The sequence below is a fragment of the Rhodobacter capsulatus genome (assembly GCF_005144475.1).
Taxonomy (GTDB): domain Bacteria; phylum Pseudomonadota; class Alphaproteobacteria; order Rhodobacterales; family Rhodobacteraceae; genus Rhodobacter; species Rhodobacter capsulatus_C.
The window spans coordinates 23836-45744 of record NZ_SWJZ01000054.1 but is presented as its reverse complement, the minus strand read 5'-3'; the positions used below and the strand labels follow the sequence as shown (position 1 = coordinate 45744).

The window sequence follows — 21909 nt, the reverse complement described above, 5'->3', positions numbered from 1 at the left end:
CCCCCCCCGCCCCCCCCCCCGCCCCCCCCCCCCCCCCCCCCCCCCCCCCCCCCCCCCCCCCCCCCCCCCCCCCCCCCCCCCCCCCCTCCCGCCCTCAGTACCCGCGGGTGCGATCGACCAGATGCAGCGGCGCCTCGCCTGCCTCAAACCGGCGGATGTTCTCCGCAATCACCCGCGCGGCCGAGGCCGGGCGGGTCTCGGCCGCGATATGCGGGGTGACGGTGACCTTCGGATGCGCCCAATAGGGATGCTCGGGCGGCAGCGGTTCCACCCGGAACACATCGAGCGTCGCATGGCCGATCTGCCCGGCTTCCAGCGCCGCCAGCAGCGCCGCATCGTCAATCAGCGTGCCGCGGCCGGGGTTCAGGATCGCCGCACCGCGGGGCAGCAGCGCCAGCGTTTCGGCGTTCAGAAGATCGGTCGTCTCGGGCGTGTTCGGCAGCACGGTGACCAGAATCTCGGCGCGTGACAGCGCCGCGCGCAGCCCCTCGGCGCCCGCAAGACAGGTGATCCCGGTCAGGGTCTTCGGCGTCCGGCTCCAGCCGGTCACCTTGAAGCCAAGCGCCGCAAGCGTCGTCGCACAGGCGCCGCCGAGCGCGCCAAGGCCCAGCACCACCACCGAACGATCTTGCGCAAGCGGCGGCACATGGCCCGCCTGCCGCCAGACACCATCTTGATGCGACAGGAAAAAGTCGATGTTCAGATGGGCGCGCAGCACATGGCCCGTCACCCATTCGACCATGCCGCGCTCCAGCCCCTGATCGACCATCCGGCACAAGGGCTGCGTCAGCGTCGGATTGCCCACCACCCGTTCCACCCCGGCCCAAAGGCTCAGCACCGCCTTCGTGCGGGTATAGGCGGTGAAATCCTGCACCGGGCCGCGCGGGCTGTAGACGATGTAATCGACCAAAGCCGGATCGACCGGCGGCAGCACGAGGCGCGCGGCGATGCCCGCCTCGGCCAAGGCCGCGGTCAACGCCACTTCATAGGCGGGCCAGTTTTCGATCCGGTCGGCGAAAAGGACGGTCAGCATGATTTACCTCGGTCGGTGGACATGGGCGCTTTGGACAAGGCCGAAGGCGGCCAGAAGGATCATCATCGCCGTGCCGCCATAGCTGACCATCGGCAGCGGCACCCCCACCACCGGCATCAGCCCCATCACCATCCCCATGTTGATGGCGAAGAAGAAGAAGAACGTCCCCGCCACCCCCAGCGAGACGAGCGAGGCATAGCGGTCCTTGGTCGAGAGCGCGGTATAGGTCGCAAAAGCGATGATGCCGACATAAAGCGCCAAAAGGCCAAAGGCGCCGATGAAGCCGAATTCCTCGGCCAGCGTGGTGAAGATGAAGTCGGTGTGTTTTTCCGGCAGGAAGTTCAGATGGCTTTGCGTGCCCTGCATGTAGCCCCGCCCCGACCAGCCGCCCGAGCCCAGCGCGATTTGCGCCTGCATGATGTTGTAGCCCGCGCCCAAAGGATCGGCGGAAGGGTCCAGGAAAGTGTCGATGCGCTTGAACTGGTAGTCGTGCAACAGCTGCCACGAGGTGCCGCGGCTTTCCAGCACCGCCGCCACCAGCCCCACGACAAGGGCGATGATCGTGCCGAAATACCAAAGGCTGACCCCGGCCGCGAACATCACGAAACCGCCGCCCAAGGTCAGCATCACCGCCGTGCCAAGGTCGGGCTGGGTCAGCACGAGGAATGTCGGCATCAGGATCAGCGCCACCGGCAGCGCCACCCAGATCGGGCTGGAGACCTTTTCGGCGGGCAGCCAGTCGTAATAGGCGGCCAGAAGCATCACCAGACCGATCTTCATGATTTCCGAGGGTTGCAGCCGCAAGGGGCCAAGATCGAGCCAGCGCTGCGCGCCCATCCCGATATCGCCGACGAATTCCACCGCCAGCAGCAGCAACAGCGCGATGGTGTAGATCACCCCCGAGACGTTGCGCCAGAACCAGATCGGCGTCAGCCCGACCGCGATCATCGCCACCAGCCCGACGCCGAAACGCTTCATCTGCGGCTCGGCCCAGGTTTCAAGGTTCCCCCCGGCGACCGAATAGAGCATCAGAAAGCCGGTCCCCGCCACCGCGGTCAAAAGGAAGATCAGCGGCCAGTTCAGGAACAGGATCTTCGTCGGCCCGGAGGGGATCGTCTTGAGGTTGTTTTCAAGGTAACTCATCGCGCCCCCTCAGGCCCGGCCACGGGTCGGCGCGGCGAATTGCGCCGGATCGATCAGATCAAGCCCCTCGAAGCGGGTTTTCACCGTCTCGCGCTGCGCCGCCGGATAGGCGGCCAGCGGCGGCAGCCCGCCCGCCAGCGCAAACAGCAGGATATCGCGCGCGATCGGCGCCGCCGCCGCCGAGCCGCCGCCGCCATGTTCGACGATCAGCGCCACCGCATATTTCGGATCGGCCACCGGGGCGAAACAGACGAACAGCGCATGGTCGCGCTGCTCCCAGGGCACGGCCTTGTTGTTGACCACGGCCGAGCGCACCTGCGAGGTGCCGGTCTTGCCCGCCATCAACCATTCCTGCGTGACGACCTTGGATCCGCCCGCGGTCCCGTGCGGGCCGTTCACCACCGCCCACATGCCGCGCCGCGCCACGGCCAGATGCGCCGGATCGATGTCGAGCTTGGGCGCCTCGGGGGCGGGCACCTCGACCCCGTTGCGCGCCCGCACCAGCCGCGGCACCACCGCCCGGCCCGAGGCGACGCGCGACACCATCACGGCGAGCTGCAGCGGCGAGGCGAGCACATAGCCCTGCCCGATCGAGGCGTTGATCGTGTCGCCGATCAGCCAGTCCTTGCCGTGCCGCTTCAGCTTCCAGTCCTTCGTCGGCGCATTGCCCTCGGCCACCGCCGACATCGGCAGGTCATGCTTGACGCCGATGCCCAGCCGCTTCGCCATCGCCGCGATCGCCTCGATGCCGACGCGCTGCGAGACCTCGTAGTAATAGGTGTCGCAGCTTTGCTCGAGACTGTAGACCGCATTCACCCGGCCATGGCCCGAGTGCTTCCAGCAGCCGAAGCGCCGCCCGCCCACGGTCATGTAGCCCGGGCAATAGACGGTCTCCTCGGGGCTGACGACCCCGGCTTCCAGCGCGGCGAGCAGCGTCACCAGCTTGAAGGTCGAGCCGGGCGGATAGACGCCCTGCACCGTCTTGTCGGCCAGCGGCCGGTGGTCGTTTTCCATCAGCGCGCCATAATCGGCGCCGGAAATGCCGCGCACGAACAGGTTCGGGTCAAAGGACGGCGCCGAGGCGATGGCCATGATGTCGCCGTTCGTCACATCCATCACCACCGCGGCGGCGCTTTCGCCCGCCAGCCGCTGCAGCGCGAAATTCTGCAGCCGCGCATCCAGCGTCAGCTGCAGCGCCACGCCCGGATCGCCCTCGCGGCGGCTGAGTTCGCGCATCTCGCGCCCGGCCGAATTCACCTCGACCCGGCGCTGCCCGGCGGTGCCGCGCAGCTCGTCTTCCAGTTTCGCCTCGATCCCCGACTTGCCCAGCTGGAAGCGCGGAATCCGCAGCAGCGGATCGGGGTTTTCCAGCTTCGACAGGTCGTAATCCGACACCGGCCCGACATAGCCCAGCACATGCGCGAAATCCGGCCCATGCGGGTAATGCCGCGACAGGCCGACCTCGGGCGAGACGCCGGGCAGGGCGGGGGTGTTGATCGAGACCGAGCAGAATTCCTCCCAGCTCAGCCGGTCGGCGATGGTGATCGGCGCATTCGGCGGACGGCGGGCGATTTCCGCCAGCAGCTCGGCGGCTTCCGCATCGCTCATCGGGATCAGCTGGCGCAGCGCCGCCAGCTCGCCCGGCACGTCCTCGGCATCCTCGCGGGTCAGGGTGACGCGGTAATTCTGCTCGTTGCCCGCCACAAGCAGGCCGTTGCGGTCATAGATCAGCCCGCGCGCGGGCGGGATCAGCCGGATCTTGATCGAATTGCCATCCGCCAGCATGCGGAATTCATCGGCGCGTTCCAGCTGCATGTGCCGCATCCGCAGCCCCAGCGCCGCCACCACCGCCGCCTGCGCGCCGCCCAGCAGCAACGCGCGGCGGGTGATCGTGGTGCGGCTGGCCTGGGCATTGGCCTGACTGCGCCGTCTGAGCCCCTTCAGCATCCTGTCGCTCCCCCGTTCACAGCGGCCGCCCAAGGTCGTCGACCTCGCCCGGCGCGGCGCGGCGCAGCCCGAAGGCCAGCGCCGACAGCGCCACGACGAAAGGATAGGCGACAAAGGTCGCCAGCATGCGCAAAAGTTCGCGACCAAGCGGCGGTTGCTCGACCATCACCAGCCCAAGGATGAAGCGGTTCGCCAGCAGCATGCCGATCATCACCGAGCCGATCAGCACCGCTTCCAGCACGAAGGGCAGATCGCGCGAGCTTTCCTCGCGCGCGCGCAGGAATTCGGTGCCGCCCAGCACGATCAGCGCCCAAAGCCCGATCGGGCGCCAATACATGAAATCTTCCAGCAGGAAGGCGGCGACGATCAGCGCCGCGGGCAGGTAATCGGGGCGGCGCATCACCCAGGCCAGCGTCAGCGCCAGCGTCAGGTCCGGGCCCGGAAACCCGTCCGAGACCGGGTTGATCGGCAGCATCCGCAGAAACAGGATGATCAGCACCAGGCCAAGATAAAGCGCCGCATGCGCCAGCCGGCGCGAGGTGACGGGGTCAACCATCCTCGCCCCCGGCGGCGGCGGGGGGCAGGGGCTCGATGGCGGGCGGCGGCACGAGCGGGCCGACGTCCTTGATCCGCTCGGCCGGATGCGAGCGCAGGACGCGCAAGAAATCAAGGCGCTGGTAATCGGCGGCCAGCAGCACGCGCAAGCGGCGGTCCTGCCCCTGCACGACCTGACCCACCAGCAGCCCGGCCGGGAACACCCCGCCGTCGCCCGAGGTCACGACCCGGTCGCCCGGCCGCACCAGATCGGGGTTTTCGAGGAAGTCGAGCGGCGGCAGGGTCGAATTGTCCCCCGCCAGCAGCGCGCGTTGCCCGGCGGGCTGGATCGTCACCGGCACGCGGGACGCGGTGTCGGTCAACAGAACCACCCGGCTTGTCGTTTTGCCGACGCCGGAAATGCGCCCGACAAGCCCCAGCCCGTCCATCGTCGCCCAGCCATCGACGATGCCATCGCGCGAGCCCACGTTGAGCAGCACCGATTGCCGGAACGGGCTGCCGCTGTCGGCCAGCACGACGCCGGAAACCGAGGTCAGCTTCGGATCCAGCCGCACCTGATTTTGCGAAAGCAGCTTGGCGTTTTGCTGCTCCAGCTGCACCGCCGCTTCCTTCCACGCCTTCATCTGCTGAAGTTCGCGGCGAAGTTCCTGGTTCTGTTCATAAATGCGGGCGTAGCTTTGAAAGCCCTCGACCATGCCAAGGGCCTTCGTCACCGGCACCATCGCCCAGTCGAAGGTCGGCACGAAACGGTCGACAAAGGCCGAGCGCAGCCGCTCGACCCGCGGGCCGTCGATGCGCCACAAAAGGAAGGAAAGCGCAAGCCCGATCGCCAGCACCGCAATCAGGATGCGGCGCAGCGGTCCGGCATAGTCCTCGTCGCGGTCTCGTGCCACGCAAGCCTCCGGTCACGACTGAAACTGGGCGGGGCCTCAGCTGTCGTAGTCGATCACATGCCGCAGTTGCTTTTCGTATTCCAGCGCCTTGCCGGTGCCCAGCGCCACGCAATTGAGCGGCTGGTCGGCGATGGAAATCGAGAGCCCGGTCTGTTCGCGAAGCGACAGGTCCAGCTCGCCCAGAAGCGCGCCGCCGCCGGTCAGCATCACGCCACGGTCGACGATGTCGGCGGCCAGATCGGGGGGCGTGGTTTCCAGCGCCTGCATCACCGCATCGCAGATCTGCTGCACGGGTTCCGCCAGCGCCTCGGCGACCTGCGCCTGATTGATTTCCATTTCCTTCGGCACGCCGTTCAGCAGGTCACGGCCCCGCACCAGAAGGCTGGTGCCGCGGCCGTCATCGGGCATGCGCGCGGTGCCGATCGTGGTCTTGATCCGTTCGGCGGTGGATTCGCCGATCAAAAGGTTCAGATTACGGCGCAGATAGGAGATGATCGCCTCGTCCATGCGGTCGCCGCCGACGCGGACCGAGCGCGCGTAAACGATGTCGCCGAGCGAGAGCACCGCGACTTCGGTGGTGCCTCCCCCTATATCGACGACCATGTTCCCCGTGGGATCGGTGATCGGCATGCCCGCGCCGATCGCCGCCGCGATCGGTTCGGCCACCAGACCGGCGCGCCGCGCCCCCGCCGACAGCACCGATTGCCGGATCGCGCGTTTTTCAACGGGCGTCGCGCCATGCGGCACGCAAACGAGGATCTTCGGCTTCGAGAAGGTGGAATGCTTGTGGACCTTGCGGATGAAGGTCTTGATCATTTCCTCGGCACTGTCGAAATCGGCGATCACGCCGTCGCGCATCGGCCGGATCGCCTCGATCGAGCCGGGCGTGCGGCCGAGCATCAGCTTGGCATCCTCGCCCACGGCCAGAACCTGTTTCTTGCCGTCCTTGACGTGATAGGCCACCACCGAGGGCTCGTTCAGCACGATGCCCTTGCCCTTGACATAGACCAGCGTATTCGCCGTCCCAAGGTCGATTGCCATGTCGGAAGAGAAGATTCCGCCCCACCCGCTCATATCGCCGTTCCCATGATGATGCTGCCGCGACTCGGCTCCGAGCCCGGTTTCAGCCCATATAGGCAAAGCCCCCGCGCGGGGAAAGCCGCTATCGCCGAAATCGGCGGATTGACGGCGGCGGCGGGGCCGCTTGCGCCGCGCCCGCTCATCGGGCGGGCTCCGCGCGCAGCGGCGCAAGGCGCAGCACGGCAAAGCCCACCAGCGCCGAAACCAGCGAGCCCGCCAGAACCCCCAGTCGCACCGCGTTCATCTCGGCATCGGTTTCAAAATTCAGCGAGCCGATGAAGAGCGACATGGTGAAGCCGATCCCGGCCAGCGCCGAAATGCCGTAAAGCTGCAGCCAGCTGGTGCCCTCGGGCAGGCGGGCAAAGCCCAGTTTCACCAGCGCGAAGGTGGCGCCAAAGACGCCAAGCTGCTTGCCCAGCACCAGGCCCAGCGCGATGGCAAGCGGCAGCGGCGCGGCCAGATCGGCCAGCGTCAGCCCGCTCAGGCTGACGCCCGCATTGGCCAGCGCGAAGATCGGCACGATCAGGAAGGCGACATAGGGCGCCAGCCCGTGTTCCAGCGCATGCAGCGGCGATTTGCCGAAACGGTCGCGGATCGGCAGGAAAAACGCCGTGATCACCCCCGCCAGCGTCGCATGCACCCCCGATTTCAGCACCAGCACCCACAGCACCGCGCCAAGGATCAGCGTCGGCGCGATCCGATGCGCGCCCAGCCACAGCCGCAGCGCCATCAGCGCGATCGGGATCAGCGCCAGCGCCAGATAGATCGGCTTCAGCGTCGCGGTGTAAAACAGCGCGATCACCAGAATGGCGCCCAGATCGTCGAGGATCGCCAGCGTCAGCAAGAACAGCTTCAGCGCCGGCGGCACCCGCGGCCCCAAAAGCGCCACCACCCCCACCGCAAAGGCGATGTCGGTCGCCGTCGGGATCGCCCAGCCGGTGCGGTAAAGCGGATCGGAGCCGGTGAAGGCCAGATAGATCAGCGCGGGCGCGATCATCCCGCCCAGCGCCGCCACCCCGGGCAGCACCACATTCGACGGCGTCTTCAGCCGCCCCGCGCGCAGCTCGTGTTTCAGCTCCAGCCCGACGAGCAGGAAAAAGACCGCCATCAGCCCGTCGTTGATCCACAGGATCAAGGGCTTCGACAGCCCGGTCTCGCCCAGGGCGATGGTGAATTTCAGGTGCAGAACCTGCGTGTAAAGCGCCGCAAGCTCGGAATTTGCCAGGATCAGCGCCACCGCCGTCGCCAAGATCAGCATGATGCCGCCCGCGGCCTCATGCGCGAAAAGTTTCTCGATCCGTCCCAGCACTGGCGCTCCTGTCCCTGTTGTTTGTTCGAAAATGGGGGTTGAGGCCCCGGGTGCAAGAAAAATCGACCCTTGGCGCGTCGTTTTCGTCTGCTGCGCCGCCGATTGCATCCGCGGCCACCCCGGGCCATGGTGCGCGAAAGGAGATGTCCGATGATCCGCCCCGCCACGCCTGCCGATGTTCCGGCCATTCTCGGGTTCTGGAATCCGCTGATCGAAACCGCCACGGTGGGCTTCTCGCCGACGCCGCACACGGTCGACAGCCTGACCGCGCAGATCGCCGCGCGGCAGGCCGAGGGCCGGGCGTTTTTCGTCGCCGCGCGCGACGGCGCGGTGCTGGGCTTTGCCAGCTACGACCAGTTCCGCAAGGGGCTTGGCTATGCGCGTTCGATGGAACACACGATCATCCTGTCCGAGGCGGCGCGGGGGCAGGGCGTCGGCCGGGCGCTGATGGCGGCGATCGAGGATCACGCCCGCACCCGCGGCGTGCATCTGATGGTGGCGGGGGTTTCGGCGGAAAATCCCGCGGGTCTCGCGTTTCATGCCGCGGTGGGCTATGTCGAGGCCGGGCGGATCGCCCAGGCCGGGCACAAATTCGGCCGTTTTATCGACCTTGTGCTGATGCAAAAGCTGTTGTGACCGTTTAGACTGGCGCCATGGACAAGCCGCTTTCCCTGTGGGCCCGCATTGGCGAGGCGCTTTCGGCTCTCGCCCGGGGCGAGGGGCTTTCGGCGGTCTTCGACCATCTGAAAGCCCCGCCCGAACGCACCGTGGCCTTCACCATCGCGGTGATCGCGCTGGGCGCCAAGATGGCCAAGGCCGATGGTCTGGTGACGCGCGACGAGGTGACGGCGTTCCGGCGCATCTTCCAGATCCCCCCCGACGAGGAACAGAACGCCGCCCGCGTCTTCGACATGGCCCGCACCGATGTGGCGGGCTTTGATGCCTATGCGCGCAAGATCGCGGCGATGTTCGGCCCCGGGGCGCCGGTGCTGCAGGATCTGCTGGAAGGTCTTTTCACCATCGCGATGGCGGATGGCGAATATCACGACAACGAGGATGCTTTCCTGCAGGATGTCGCGGCGATCTTCGGGCTTGATGCGGCCTGTTTCCGCTCGATCCGCGCGACCTATGTGCCCGATGCGGCGCCTGACCCGTGGTCGGTGCTGGAACTGGCGCCGGGCTCCGATCTGGCGGCGGCGCGGGCGCGCTGGAAGGCGATGGTGCGCGAGGCCCATCCCGACCGCGCGATGGCGCGCGGCCTGCCGCCCGAGGCGGTGAAACTGGCCGAGGAGCGGGTGATCGCGCTCAACCGGGCCTGGCACGAAATCTCGGCCGGGGCGAAACAGGCGGCGCTCTGATGCGGATCGCCTGTTACAATGTCGAATGGTTCACCGCGCTGTTCGACCGCCGCGGCCGGATTTTGGAAGATGACGCAGAGTCGGGGCGTTACGGGGTGACGCGGGGCGCGCAGCTGGGCGCCTTGGGGATCGTCTTCACCGCGCTCGATGCCGATTGCATCGTCATCGTCGAGGCCCCCGACAACAACACCCGGCGCAAGACCGTGCTGATGCTGGAAGCCTTTGCGGCGACATGCGGGCTGCGGCAGCGGCGCGCGGTGATCGGTTTTGCAAACGACACGCAGCAGGAGATCGCGGCGCTTTACGACCCCGAGGTGCTGCGCCTTTGGCATGATCCCTGCGAGGGCAGCGCCACCGCGCCGCGGTTTGATCGGTCGCTGAAGATCGATCTCGATGTCGATGACCGGCTGGATACGGTGCGGTTTTCGAAACCGCCGCTGGAGGTGCAGCTGGAGGCGCTGACCGGCCCCGCGGCGGGCAGGCGGCTGCGGCTGATCGGGGTGCATCTGAAATCGAAGGCGCCGCACGGGGCGAATGATCCGGCCTCCGAGGTGCGGCTGGCGATCGAGAACCGGCGCAAGCAGCTCGCCCAATGTCTGTGGCTGCGACGTCGGGTCGACGACGTTCTGGACGCGGGCGAAAGCCTGATCGTGCTGGGCGATTTCAACGACGGGCCGGGGCTGGACGAATACGAGGCGCTGTTCGGCCGCTCCGGTCTTGAAATCGTGCTGGGCACCGGCGGGCCGCCCGCGCGGCAGCTGCACGACCCGCATGCACGGCTGCCGCGCGGCAAGACGACGGCGCTGCCCGCCTCGGCGCGGTTCTTCATCCCCGAGCCGCCGCCGGGGCGGTTCTTGTCGGCGATGCTGGATTATATCGCGCTCTCGCCCGATCTGTGCGCGCATGCACCGAAATGGCGGATCTGGCATCCGTTCGACGATCCGGGCTGTTATCAGGTGGCGGACCTGCGCGAGGCCTTGCTGCAGGCCTCGGATCATTTTCCGGTCTCGGTGGATTTGGCGCTTTAGGGTGCTTATATTGGCGGCATGAAACCGCAACCGCTTCTTTTGGGATCTGCCGCGCTCGCCCTTGCTTTGGGCGGCTGGTTCGTCTGGGCCGAGGAGGCGCCGCAACCCGTGCCGGCCCCGGTGGCGCCCCCGGTGGCGGAAGTGCCCGCGCCCACCCCGCGCGATGACATGGCGGCGGGCAAGTCGCTGGTCGAGCGGGGCGCGGACATGTTCCTGCGCGGGCTGTTGCAGGAAATGGCCCCCGAGATCGACGACATGCAAAAGGGTCTGGGCGAGGCGGCGGACAAGCTTGGGCCGAAGCTGCGCGAGATCCTGGCGCTGATCGACGATGTGCGGAACTATCAGGCGCCCGAGCGGCTGCCGAACGGCGATATCGTGATCCGCCGCCTGCCGGATGCGCCGAAGCCGCCGCCCTTGCCCGCGCCGGACGACCGGGCGAAGCCGCGGATGCCGGGGCCGGTGACGGATCTGTAATTGCACCGCTGATCTGGCGAAGGCCATCGCCTTCGCCCCGGAGCGACGCCGCCTCCGCCCCGCCGGGGGCCCAAAGGCCCTCGGCCAGCGCCCGCCCCGCCCATGGCGGGCGCTTCTCGCCCGCCGGGGCAGGCGCTGGCCTCTGTTGCGCTTGGGGAAACGGTCTTGCACTGGCTGTTGCTCTGACGGGCGGGGAAAGGCGGTGCCTTTCCTGTTCCGCCCGAAACCGCGTCCTCAGCCCGGCAGCACCACCATCGGCACCGCCTTCATCGCCGCGGCGAGCGAGGCGAACCGGGCCTCGGCCACCTCGCCGAACAGGCCCGCGCCGCGTTTCGTCAGCCGCAGCTCGATCGCATTCGTCGTCGCGTTGTAGCCCAGCTCCCCGGCATCGCCCGGATCCTGGATCGAGAACATCGCGCCAAAGCGCATCGCCTTGCCGAGGATCTCGGCCTCGCGCAGCTGTTCGGGCGAGAGCAGCGAGAAGAGCGGCTCGAACCGGCTGCCCGCGCGCGAATTCTTGTAGCGATGCAGCAGCGACACCCCCAGAAACACCCGTTCGGGATGGCTCAGCGCCGCCATGTTGGCGCGGGTGACATTGTCGAAACAGGCCTCGGCGCGGTAATCGGGGTGGGTGCGCCAGGTGGTGTCGTGCAAAAGACACGCCGCCCGCATCAGCCGGTAGCGCTTCGGCGAGACCTCTCCGAACAGCGGCTCGATGAAGGCATGCAGCCGTTTGCCGAACCCCGGCAGCCGCGACATCGTGCGTTCGGCATGCCGACAGGCCTCGACCAACGGGTCGCGCGCGCGCAGCTTGTCGGGCATCTTTTCATACAGCAGCCCCTCGCGGATGCCATAGGAGGAGACGTCGATCTCCTTCGGCTGGAAGGTCTCGATCAGCTCGCGCAGCACCATCGCGGCCAAGGGCACCAGCTCCATCCGCGCTTCCGAGGTGCCGGTCTTCGCCCGCAGCGCCGCCATGTCCTGCTTGGCCACCCAGTCGAGCGTTTTCAACAGGTTCTCCGGGTCCATCCGGTATTCGTGCAGCACCAGCAGCGGATAGTTGCGCCGTTCCATGTCGAGCCGCGCAATCGCCCGCCACGAGCCGCCGACCAGATAAAGCCGCTCATGGCCCAGCCCCACCGCCGTGGCGAGCCGGGCGATATGCTCGCGGATATGCGCGGTCAGCTCCTTGCGGCCGCCTTTGACCTGCTGCAGCCGGAACGGACCCAAGGGCGAGGTCGCCCGCGCGCCGACCTGACCCCCGCCCAGAACCGCAAGTTCCATCGAGTTGCCGCCGATGTCGCAGATGATCCCCTGCGCCTCGGGCCAGCCGACCAGCACGCCCTGCGCCGAAAGCCGCGCCTCCTCGGCGCCGTCGATCACATGCAGCCGCAGGCCGGTTTCCTGCTCGACCTGCTTTTGAAACGCCGGGCCGTCCTTCGCCTCGCGCACCGCGGCGGTGGCGACGCAGGTCAGGGGCCCGATGTCCATGCCCTTCGCCAGCAGCGCAAAGCGCTTCAGCGCCGCCAGCGCCCGGGCGCGGCCCTTGGGAAACAGCATCCCGGTTTCGGCCAGACCCTGACCCAGCCCCGCCATCACCTTTTCGTTGTAGAAATAGGCGGGCGAGCGGGCGGCGCCGTCAAAGACCACCATCCGCACCGAGTTCGAGCCGACATCGACGACGCCGACGCGCGACAGCGCCCGCGCCGAGGGGTCATCGAACAGCTCGCGCCCGAAAGGATCCCAGTCCTCGTTGTCCGAGTGCGGGGCAACGGTCTTTGCGATCATCGGGCAGCCTGCTGAGTCGTTACGGTGTGAGCGATATCACGCTATCGTGTCTAAGGGGGAATGGGCAAGGGCAGGAACGTCCTTCGCCCCCGCAGAGCCGCGGCCAGACAGCGACGGATTTTCCATGAAGTAGCGATGACAGGAAAAAAGCTCTTTTCCTTCAGGCAGATGGCGGGTGTAGTGGCCATCGGGGCCCAACAGCCAGCTTTGCGCCGTATCGGCCATGTTCGCGGTCATGATCTGCCCCACGATCTGCGCCTTCACGGTTTCGTTCTTCGCCTCGACCAGGGTTTCGACCCGCCGCGTCAGGTTGCGGCCCATCCAGTCGGCGGAGGACATGAAGACCCGCGCCTGATCCGAGGGCAGGCCGTGACCATTGCCGAAACAGACGATCCGCGAATGTTCGAGGAAGCGCCCGACGATGGATTTGACCCGGATATTCTCGGACAGGCCCTTGATGCCGGGCCGCACGCCGCAGATGCCGCGGGTGACGATCGAGATCTTCACCCCGGCATTCGAGGCGGCATAGAGCGCGTCGATCACCTCGGGGTCGATCAGGCTGTTCATCTTCGCCCAGATCTCGGCCGGGCGCCCGGCTTTCGCATGCTCGATCTCGGCGCCGATCAGCTCCAAGAGCCGCGGTTTCAGCGTGATCGGCGAGATCGCGAGGTTTTCCAGCCCCGCGGGCTGCACATAGCCCGAGAGATAATTGAAGACCTTGGTCGCGTCACGGCCGAGCTGCGCATCGCAGGTGAAGAAGCTGAGGTCGGTATAGATCCGCGCAGTGATCGGGTGGTAGTTGCCGGTGCCATAATGGGTATAGGTGACGAGCGCGTCCCCCTCCCGCCGCACGACGGTCGAGATTTTCGCGTGCGTTTTCAAGTGCATGAAGCCATAGACCACATGCGCCCCGGCGCGTTCGAGCCGCCGCGACTGACGGATGTTCGCCGCCTCGTCGAAGCGCGCCTTCAGCTCCACCAGCGCGGTGACCGACTTGCCCGCCTCGGCCGCCTCGCACAGGGCATCCACCACGGGGCTGTCCTTCGAGGTGCGGTAAAGCGTCTGCTTGATCGCCAGCACGTTCGGGTCATGCGCCGCCTGATTGAGGAAGCGGATCACCAGATCGAAGGTCTCGTAGGGGTGATGCAGCAAGATATCCTTCTGCCGGATCGCCGCGAACATGTCGCCCGCGTGATCCTCGACCCGTTCGGGCACGCGCGGGGAAAACGGCGGCCAGAGCAGGTCGGTGCGGGTGTTCAGCACCAGCTGCGACAGATCGGCGATGCCCAGAAGGCCCTTGACCTCGACCACCGCATCGGGGGCGACCTGCAATTCGTCCATGATCAGCCGGCGCAGCGCCTCGGGGGCGCCCGCGGTGATCTTGAGCCGGATCACCTGGCCGCGGCGGCGCCGTTTCAGTGCGGTTTCGAATTCGCGCACCAGGTCTTCGGCCTCGTCCTCGACTTCAAGATCGCTGTCGCGCAGCACCCGGAAAGCGCAATGGCCGGTGTCGGCATAGCCGGGAAAGAGCATGCCCAGATGCAGCAAAAGCAGCTCTTCGAGCGGCAGGAAGCGGGCCTCGCCGGGCAGGCGCACGAAGCGGGCGATCTGCTGCGGGATCGGCAACAGCGCCTGCATCCGGCGCTTGTCGACCTCGCGTTCCAGTTCCAGCGCCAGACAGAAGCCGGTGTTCGGAATGAACGGGAAAGGGTGGGCCGGGTCGATCGCCAGGGGCGAGAGCACCGGGAAGACATTGGCCAGAAAATGCTCGGACAGGAAGGCGCGGTCGCGGGCGTTGATCTTCGTGCGGGTGAGCAGCTGGATGCCCTCGGTCTCCATCTCGCGGCGCAGCCGGTTGAAGGTGATCTGCTGGGTTTCCATCAGCTTGCGCGCATCGGCGTTGATCAGCACCAGCTGTTCGGCCGAGGTCAGCCCGTCATCCGAGGGCACGATGTTGCGTTCGCGCACCAGCTCCATCAGCCCGGCCACGCGGACGGTGTAGAATTCGTCCAGGTTGTTGGCCGAGATCGACAGGAAGCGCAGCCGTTCCAGAAGCGGCACGCGCGGATTTTCCGCCTCTTCCAGAACCCGCCAGTTGAAGGCGAGCCAGCTCAGTTCCCGGTTGAAGAACCGCTTCGGTCCGGTGCGTTCTTCGTCCGGAATGGTGACGGGGGCGGGGTAGGGGGCGGAGAGGAAATCGGCGAGTGTCATGGGGCGCTTATGCTTTTCGATTGTGACGGCGCGATGACAGTTTGGCTTCAGCCTTGCAACCTGTCCAGCACTTCGGCGGCCATTGCACGGGTAATTGCGCGTCCTTCGGCCAAAGCCCGTGTGTCAAGCGCCGCCACCACGGCCCGCGCCGTGCCCAGCGCGCGTTCCATCCGCAAGACCAGCCAGTCGATCAGGCTGTGCGGCACCGTCAGCTGCCGGTCGGCGAAAAGCTTGACCAGAACGGCGGCCAGCAGCGCCTCGTCGGGGGGGGCGATGCGGACCGATTGCGTGGCATCCAGACGGCTTTTCAGATCGGGCAGCGCCACGCCCCAGTCGCGCGGCGGGCAGGGGGCGGTGATCAGGCAGCGCCCGCCCTCGGCCGCGGTCAGGTTCAGCAGGTGAAACAGCGCCTGTTCCGCCGCGGCCTTCCCGGCCAGATGCTGCGCATCCTCGATCACCACGGCGCCGGTCGCGGCCAGATCGGCCACCGCCTCGGGCGTCAGCTCGGCGGCGGGGCGGATCGCGGCGCCCCGCTCGGTCGCCCAGATCGCGGCGAGATGGCTTTTGCCCGCGCCCTCGGGGCCCAGAAGCAGCATCCGCCCCTGCGGCCAGGTCTCGGGCGCATCGAGCAGGCTCAGCGCCAGCGCATTGGCGGGGGCGACGAAGAAATCCTCGCGTCCTTCGGCGACGCGCACCGGCAGCGGCAGGGGCAACTGGCGGGTCATGTCAGGCCTTGGTCTCGGTGGCGTCCGACAGCGTCGTCGGCGTGTCGTCCAGCCCGGCAAGGCCGCGGTAAAGCCGTCCCTGCCGGTAGTGTTCGATGGCAAAGCGGATCAGCACGCCGAACATCGCCGAGACCGGCACCGCGACCAGCATGCCGACAAAGCCGAAGAGCGTGCCAAAGGCGGAGAGCGCGAAGATCAGCCACAGGGGATGCAGGCCCACCGAATTGCCGACCAGCCGCGGGGTGATCACGTTGCCTTCCAGAAACTGGCCGATGGCGAAGATCCCGGCGACGATGCCGATCGACATCCAGTCGCCCCAGAACTGGAACAGCGCCAGCCCGATCGCCAGCGCGCCGCCGACCAGCGCGCCGACATAGGGAATGAAGGTCAGCGCCCCGGCGATGGCGCCTGCGAGCAGACCGAAGCTCAACCCGGCCGCCATCAGCGCGGCGGCATAGAACGCGCCCAGAATCAGGCAGACCGAGACCTGCCCGCGCACGAAGCCCGACAGCACCCGGTCGATGTCGTGGCCCAGACGGCGGATCGTCGGCGCATGGTCGAGCGGCAACAGCGCGTCGATCTGCGCCACCATCCGGTCCCAGTCGAGCAGCATGTAAAAGGTGACGACCGGCACGACGACGATGAAGACGACGGCATTCACCAGCGTCATCGCCGAGGACAAGAGCCCCTGTGCCAGTTCCCCGCCGCGCGCCTTGATCGCATTGCCAAGGCTGGTCAGCGATTCATTGATGATCGAGCCATGTTCCATCATCGAGGGGAAGGTGGAGGTCAGAAACCCCTGCAGCCTTGTGGCGATGGCGGGGGCGGTCTCGACCAGACCGACAAGCTGGCGCAGCAGCAGCGGTGCCACGGCCAGCGCCAGAATGACGATGCCCAGCGTGGCGATCAGCGCGATGGAGGTGGTGGCCAGCGCCCGGCTCAGGCCCAGCCGCTCCAGCCGGTCGGCCAGCGGGTCCAGGAAATAGGCGATGGCGCCGCCCACCAGAAAGGGCAAGAGCACGTCGCCCAGTTTCCAAAGCACCAGAACAAGCACCGCGGCACTGATGCCCCAGATGGTGATTTGGTTGCGAACCGGCAGGGCCATGCGCCTCTCCTTGCGAGTACCGGGGCAAAATCGGGGTTTTGCGGCCCGGTTGCAAGGGCCGATGCGGTGAAAACCTTGGCCGGATCCGCGACCGACCTCGGGGGTGCCCCGGCGCTTCAGGCGCCGACGTCGGGGGCAATCGTCATTTCGGCGGTGCCGGGGCCCGGATAGCGAAAGGCCATGCGCAGAAGCGGCGGCGGCGACATCCGTTCCAGCTTGCGGAACTTCACCGCAAAGCCGAGGCTTTCCAGATGCGCCATCATTTCGGCCCCGTGTTCGGGCGTGCCGCCGATCTGGCGCAGCTCGATGATGCGGATGCCGCGCAGGTGGTGGCGCAGCCGGGCGTGGTCGCTTTCGATCAAAAAGGGCACATGGGTCATGGCCGCAGCATGGCAAGGGACGTGCCCGGCGCCAAATGGTTTTTTCGTGACGGGGCAATCCCGCGCGGGCTGTTGCCGATCCGACGCGCGGGCGGGCGGCGGCGCGGGCGGCTAAAGGATCCCGGCATGGCGGATGTCCTCGACGGCGAAATCGATCAGCGCCCGCAGCTTGCGCGGCAGCACCCGGCCTTCCAGATAGACCGCGCTGACCGGGCTGGGCGGGCTGTCGAACCCGGTCAGGACCGGCACCAGCGCGCCGCTTTCCAGCGCACTGCAGACCGCGAACCGCGGCGCATGGGCGATGCCCAGACCCGCCATCGCCAGCTCTGCCGCCGCCCGCGCCGAATTGACGTGAAACCGCCCCTGCACCGTCACGTCCTGCACGGTCACGTCCTGCACCGCGCCACCCTGCACCGCGCCGCCCGGGTGGAACTGCCAGCGCCGCGGCACCTGCCGGTTGGTGTCGACGATGCAATCATGCCGCGCCAGATCCTCGGGGCGCTCGGGCGTGCCATGCGCGGCCAGATAGGCGGGGCTCGCCACCACGACGGTCCGGCTTTCGCCCATCCGCCGCGCCTTCAGCGACAGCATGTCCGACCGGCCGATGCGAAAGGCGACATCGATCCCGTCGCGCGCCAGATCGACGAAGCGGTCGCTCAGCCGCAGATCGAAATGCAGCCCCGGATGCGCCGCGGCGAACCGCGCCAGCATCCCGCCCACATAGATCTCGCCCAACGTCACCGGCGCCGACAGCCGGATCCCCCCGGAAAACCCGCGCGAGCCCTCGGCCACCCCGGCCAGAAGATCATCCAGATCATCGAGCAGCGCCGGCGCCCGCGCCAGCAGATCCGCCCCCGCAGGCGTCAGCCCGACCCGCCGCGTGGTGCGCTGCAACAGCCGCACACCGAGCCGCGCCTCGAGTTCCGCGACATATTTCGAGGTCAGCCGGTTCGACACCCCCAGCTGATCGGCGGCGGCGGTGAAAGAGCCGGTCTGCGCCGTGGCGACAAAGGCCCGCAGTTCTTCGGTGATGTCCATTCCGCCCTCATTCGGAACAAATCAAGGATAGTCATTCCGGATATTCGCTATTTTGTGGAGGGTGCGCAAGGCGTATCCCGGGGTCAGACAGGGCCGCGTCGGGCGGCCCCGACCAGGAGTTTTTCAGATGACCACGACCGCCGCCGTTTCCGATTATGCCGCCACGCTTCTGCGCCTCACCTCGGGGGTGACCTTCCTGGCCCATGGGCTGCTCAAGGTGACGGTGTTCACCATCCCGGGCACCGTGGGCTATTTCGAAAGCCTCGGCCTGCCGGGCGTATTCGCCTATCTGACGATCGCCGCCGAACTGGGCGGCGGGTTGGCGCTGATCCTTGGCGTCGCGACGCGGGCGGTGGCGCTGGCACTGATCCCGGTGCTGCTGGGCGCGGTCTGGGTGCATGCGGGCAATGGCTGGCTGTTCTCGGGCCCGGGCGGCGGCTGGGAATTCCCGCTGTTCTGGGCGATGATCCAGCTGGTGATCGCGCTTCTGGGGGCAGGGGCCTTTGCCCTGCCGCTGCCGGGGCTGAGCCGCCGCCTTGGTCTTTTCGCCTGAGCCAACCGTCACCGCCCGCGGCGCCGACCCGCGGGCGGTCCGCACAAGGAGAAAGCCATGCACTCCGTTTCCTCTCTCTCGGCCCTGCGCGACCGCTTCGCGCCCTCGGACCGGATGCCGCTGGTCTTTCTGGGCCATGGCAGCCCGATGAACGCGATCGAGGACACCGCGAACAGCCGTGCCTGGACCGCGCTGGGCCGCAGCCTGCCGCGGCCGAAAGCGATCCTTGTCGTCTCGGCGCATTGGATGACGCGCGGCACGACGCTGGTCGATGTCTCGGCGCTGCCGCGCACGATCCACGATTTCTACGGCTTCCCGCAGGCGCTGTTCGACCAGCGCTATCCTGCCCCGGGCGCTCCGGCGCTGGCGCGCGAGGTGGTCTCGCTTCTGGCCAGCCACCGGGCCGAGGGCGACGACAGCTGGGGCCTTGATCACGGCGCCTGGACGGTGCTGAAGTTCCTGTATCCCGAGGCCGACGTGCCGGTGTTTCAGGTCTCGATCGACATGAGCCGCGATCTGGCCCATCAGCTGGAGATCGGCCGGACCCTGTCAGAGCTGCGCAACCGCGGCGTGCTGATCCTCGGCTCGGGCAATGTGGTGCACAACCTGCGCGCCGTGACCTGGAGCGATGACGCGAAACCGCTTGATTTCGCACAGGACTTCGACGCGCTTTTCACCGATCGCCTTGCCGGTCGCGATTTCGCGGCACTTGCCGACCGCGCCGGGCTGGGGTCGCTTTTGCAGCAGGCCCATCCGAGCCTCGATCACTACCTGCCGACGCTGACCATCGCGGGCGCCTCGGATGCGGGCGACGATCTGACCTTCCTGACCGAGACGATCGATCTTGGCGCGATCTCGATGCGCTCCTTCGTCTTTCACCCGCGCTAGGGGCTACCACAGCCCCTCGGCGCTCTCCTTCAAGACCGCGGCCGAGCGGTGCAGCGCCGCCCATTCCCCCTCGTCAAGGGAGGGGATCAGCGTCGAGACCACCCCGGCCGCGCCGATCACCCGCGGCAAGGACAGCGCCACATCGGCAATCCCCGCCACCTCGGGCGAGCGGATCGAGACCGACATCACCGCGCGCTGATCGTCGCGGATCGCCTGCACCAGCCGCGCCAGCCCCGCGCCGATGCCATACCAGGTCGCCCCCTTGCCCGCGATGATCCGATAGGCGGCCTGCCGCACGCCCGCATCGATCCTGGCCCGCACCTCCTCGGTGATCGCCACCCCCAGCTGCGACGCGATCCGGTCCAGCGGCTCGGCGCCGACCCGGGCACTGGACCAGGCCAGCACCTCGCTGTCGCCATGCTCGCCCAGCACGAAGCCATGCACCGAATGCGCCGCAACCCCCAGATGCCCGGCCAAAAGCGCGCGAAACCGCGCCGAATCAAGCAGCGTGCCGGTGCCGATCACCCGCTCGGCCGGCAGGCCCGAGGCCCGCTGCGCCACCTCGGTCATGATGTCGACGGGGTTCGAGGCGACGATCAGCAGCGCCCCGGGCGCCTGCGCCCGCACCCGGGCGATGACCTCGGAAAACACCTCGGCATTGCGGGACAGAAGGCTCAACCGGCTCTCGCCCGGCTTTTGCGCCACGCCTGCCGCCAGAATCACGATGCCCGCCCCCGCCAGCACCTCGTAATCGCCCGCGCCCAGCTTCACCGGATGCGCGAAGGGCACGGCATGGCCGATATCCTCGGCCTGGGCCTGCGCCAGCGCCGCGTTGCGATCGACAAACACCACCTCGGACGCGCCACCGCGCATCGCGATGGCAAATCCCGCCGCCGAGCCGACCATCCCCGCGCCCACGATTCCGACTTTCATCGCCCGACTCCCGTTTTGTGATGGCGCTACCATGGCACGCCCGCGCCCCGGTGCAACCCCGTTTCCTGTCGCGGCCAACCCTTTCCGCCCGCCCGGTTTTCCTTGGTGCAAATACGCCCGGGGGTGCGGGGGCGGAGCCCCCGCGGGTCGCCCCGGCCCTGCCGGGGCGAAAGCCTCCCCGCCCCCCGGCCCGGCAAAAGCTCTGGTCAGAAGGGGCGACTTGGGCTAAAGTCGGTGCCAAGACCCGGCAATCGGGCGTTCCTCGGCAGATCAGGCAAACGAGCGGTTTTCGCGATGACGGAAATGGTTTTCGGCACCGTCCCCTTGCGGGCGACGGATCCCGTGCTTCCACGCTGGTGGCGCACGATCGACAAATGGGCGTTGACCGCGGTCTTCGCGCTCTTTGGCGTCGGCATGCTTCTGGGCCTTGCAGCCTCGGTGCCGCTGGCCGAAAAGAACGGGCTTGAACCCTTCTACTACGTCAAGCGTCAGGCGCTGTTCGGCGGCGTCGGCCTTGTCGTGATGGTCGCGCTCTCGATGATGAGCCCGCAGCAGGTCCGCCGCATCGGCGTCGTGGGCTTCTCGCTCGCCTTCCTCACCCTGATGGCGCTGCCGGTGATCGGCACCGATTTCGGCAAGGGCGCGGTGCGCTGGATCTCGCTCGGCTTCGCCTCGTTCCAGCCCTCGGAATTCCTCAAGCCCGGTTTCGTCATCGTCTCGGCCTGGTTCATGGCCGCCGCGCTGGAAGTGGCGGGCCCGCCCGGGCGGCTTTATTCCTTCATCCTCACCGCGCTGATCGTCGTCACGCTGGCGCTGCAGCCCGACTTCGGCCAGGCCTCGCTGATCCTGTTCTCCTGGATGGTGATGTATTTCGTCTCCGGCGCGCCGATCCTGCCGCTGGTGGCGGCGGGCGGGCTTTCGGCGGCGGGCGGCTTTCTGGCCTACAACATGTCCGAACACGTCGCGCGCCGGATCAACGGGTTCCTCTCGGCCGAGGTCGATCCGCGCACCCAGATCGGCTATGCCACGAACGCGATCCAGGAGGGCGGCTTCTTCGGCGTCGGCGTCGGCGAGGGCTCGGTGAAATGGTCGCTGCCCGACGCCCACACAGACTTCATCGTCGCCGTCGCGGCGGAAGAATACGGCCTTGTCCTCGTTCTGGGCATCATCGCGCTTTATGCCGTCGTCGTGCTGCGCTCGCTGATCCGGATGATGGCCGAACGCGACCCCTTCGCGCGGATCGCGGGCACCGGCCTTGCCTTTGCCTTCGGCGTGCAGGCGCTGATCAACATGGGGGTTGCGGTGCGGCTTCTGCCCGCCAAGGGCATGACGCTGCCCTTCGTCAGCTATGGCGGCTCCTCGGTGATCGCCAGCGGCATCGCGCTCGGCTTCCTGCTCGCGCTCACCCGCACCCGGCCGCAAAACGAGATCGCCCGGATTCTCGGCAATCGTCCCGCCGCCTGAGGGA

The 21909-nt window shown here is 67.6% G+C and carries 21 protein-coding genes; 7 read left to right on the top strand and 14 right to left on the bottom strand.

Annotated elements, in window-relative coordinates; genetic code table 11:
- Positions 1-94: 94 nt before the first annotated feature.
- From FBT96_RS13055 to nhaA, 7 genes are all read right to left on the bottom strand, one after another.
- The gene (locus tag FBT96_RS13055) at positions 95-1033 is read right to left on the bottom strand and encodes a 2-hydroxyacid dehydrogenase (RefSeq protein ID WP_136907339.1); all 939 of its coding nucleotides are present in this window, start codon (positions 1031-1033) and stop codon (positions 95-97) included.
- A 3-nt stretch (positions 1034-1036) separates the two neighbouring features.
- Positions 1037-2176 carry a rod shape-determining protein RodA gene (rodA, locus tag FBT96_RS13050; RefSeq protein WP_136907337.1) on the bottom strand — a complete coding sequence of 380 codons (1140 nt, stop codon included), beginning with the start codon at positions 2174-2176 and terminating at the stop codon, positions 1037-1039.
- Between the two features lie 9 nt (positions 2177-2185).
- Positions 2186-4123 carry a penicillin-binding protein 2 gene (mrdA, locus tag FBT96_RS13045; protein ID WP_136907335.1) on the bottom strand — a complete coding sequence of 646 codons (1938 nt, stop codon included), beginning with the start codon at positions 4121-4123 and terminating at the stop codon, positions 2186-2188.
- 16 nt (positions 4124-4139) lie between these two features.
- On the bottom strand, positions 4140-4679 hold the full coding sequence (locus FBT96_RS13040) for a rod shape-determining protein MreD (RefSeq protein ID WP_136907333.1): 540 nt from the start codon (positions 4677-4679) through the stop codon (positions 4140-4142).
- A complete protein-coding gene (gene mreC, locus FBT96_RS13035; protein ID WP_136907331.1) occupies positions 4672-5571 on the bottom strand; it encodes a rod shape-determining protein MreC in 900 nt (299 codons plus the stop codon). Before mreC ends, FBT96_RS13040 begins: the two co-directional genes overlap by 8 nt.
- Before the next feature lie 36 nt (positions 5572-5607).
- Positions 5608-6645 carry a rod shape-determining protein gene (locus FBT96_RS13030; protein WP_136907329.1) on the bottom strand — a complete coding sequence of 346 codons (1038 nt, stop codon included), beginning with the start codon at positions 6643-6645 and terminating at the stop codon, positions 5608-5610.
- Between the two features lie 145 nt (positions 6646-6790).
- Positions 6791-7960: a Na+/H+ antiporter NhaA gene (gene nhaA / locus FBT96_RS13025; protein WP_136907327.1), complete on the bottom strand. Its 1170-nt coding sequence runs from the start codon at positions 7958-7960 to the stop codon at positions 6791-6793.
- 150 nt (positions 7961-8110) lie between these two features.
- On the opposite strand from nhaA, the gene FBT96_RS13020 reads away from it, so the two are divergent.
- Genes FBT96_RS13020 through FBT96_RS13005 form a run of 4 tightly spaced genes read left to right on the top strand, consistent with a single transcriptional unit; the run spans position 8111 to position 10820 of the window.
- Positions 8111-8596 carry a GNAT family N-acetyltransferase gene (locus FBT96_RS13020; protein ID WP_136907325.1) on the top strand — a complete coding sequence of 162 codons (486 nt, stop codon included), beginning with the start codon at positions 8111-8113 and terminating at the stop codon, positions 8594-8596.
- A 17-nt stretch (positions 8597-8613) separates the two neighbouring features.
- A complete protein-coding gene (locus tag FBT96_RS13015) occupies positions 8614-9318 on the top strand; it encodes a tellurite resistance TerB family protein (protein WP_136907323.1) in 705 nt (234 codons plus the stop codon).
- Complete coding sequence (locus tag FBT96_RS13010; protein WP_136907321.1) at positions 9318-10346, top strand: endonuclease/exonuclease/phosphatase family protein; 1029 nt, start codon at positions 9318-9320, stop codon at positions 10344-10346. The genes FBT96_RS13015 and FBT96_RS13010 overlap by 1 nt, the downstream gene beginning before the upstream one ends.
- Positions 10347-10364: 18 nt before the next feature.
- On the top strand, positions 10365-10820 hold the full coding sequence (locus FBT96_RS13005; protein WP_249306490.1) for a hypothetical protein: 456 nt from the start codon (positions 10365-10367) through the stop codon (positions 10818-10820).
- 234 nt (positions 10821-11054) lie between these two features.
- Here FBT96_RS13005 and ppx read toward each other — a convergent pair whose 3' ends face one another.
- From ppx to FBT96_RS12975, 6 genes are all read right to left on the bottom strand, one after another.
- Complete coding sequence (ppx, locus tag FBT96_RS13000; RefSeq protein WP_136907319.1) at positions 11055-12608, bottom strand: exopolyphosphatase; 1554 nt, start codon at positions 12606-12608, stop codon at positions 11055-11057.
- 36 nt (positions 12609-12644) lie between these two features.
- Positions 12645-14819: an RNA degradosome polyphosphate kinase gene (locus FBT96_RS12995; RefSeq protein WP_136907317.1), complete on the bottom strand. Its 2175-nt coding sequence runs from the start codon at positions 14817-14819 to the stop codon at positions 12645-12647.
- Between the two features lie 47 nt (positions 14820-14866).
- Positions 14867-15544, bottom strand: coding sequence for a P-loop NTPase family protein (locus tag FBT96_RS12990; RefSeq protein ID WP_136907315.1), 678 nt, complete (start codon positions 15542-15544; stop codon positions 14867-14869).
- A 1-nt stretch (position 15545) separates the two neighbouring features.
- Entirely contained in the window at positions 15546-16649 is a 1104-nt protein-coding gene (locus FBT96_RS12985) for an AI-2E family transporter (RefSeq protein WP_136907313.1), read from the bottom strand.
- A 116-nt stretch (positions 16650-16765) separates the two neighbouring features.
- Complete coding sequence (locus FBT96_RS12980) at positions 16766-17029, bottom strand: hypothetical protein (protein WP_055213525.1); 264 nt, start codon at positions 17027-17029, stop codon at positions 16766-16768.
- 111 nt (positions 17030-17140) lie between these two features.
- Positions 17141-18067, bottom strand: coding sequence for a LysR family transcriptional regulator (locus FBT96_RS12975; RefSeq protein ID WP_136907311.1), 927 nt, complete (start codon positions 18065-18067; stop codon positions 17141-17143).
- Positions 18068-18194: 127 nt separating this feature from the next.
- Here FBT96_RS12975 and FBT96_RS12970 point away from each other — a divergent pair, with 127 nt between their 5' ends.
- Both FBT96_RS12970 and ygiD read left to right on the top strand, forming a co-directional pair.
- Complete coding sequence (locus FBT96_RS12970) at positions 18195-18620, top strand: DoxX family protein (protein WP_136907309.1); 426 nt, start codon at positions 18195-18197, stop codon at positions 18618-18620.
- A 57-nt stretch (positions 18621-18677) separates the two neighbouring features.
- On the top strand, positions 18678-19508 hold the full coding sequence (ygiD, locus tag FBT96_RS12965; RefSeq protein ID WP_136907307.1) for a 4,5-DOPA-extradiol-dioxygenase: 831 nt from the start codon (positions 18678-18680) through the stop codon (positions 19506-19508).
- Between the two features lie 3 nt (positions 19509-19511).
- On the opposite strand, the gene FBT96_RS12960 is transcribed toward ygiD, so the two are convergent.
- Positions 19512-20441, bottom strand: coding sequence for an L-lactate dehydrogenase (locus FBT96_RS12960; RefSeq protein WP_136907305.1), 930 nt, complete (start codon positions 20439-20441; stop codon positions 19512-19514).
- A gap of 294 nt (positions 20442-20735) precedes the next feature.
- Here FBT96_RS12960 and FBT96_RS12955 point away from each other — a divergent pair, with 294 nt between their 5' ends.
- Positions 20736-21905 (top strand): peptidoglycan glycosyltransferase FtsW, encoded by a 1170-nt coding sequence (locus FBT96_RS12955; protein WP_136907303.1) that lies wholly within the window; start codon positions 20736-20738, stop codon positions 21903-21905.
- Positions 21906-21909 lie beyond the last annotated feature (4 nt).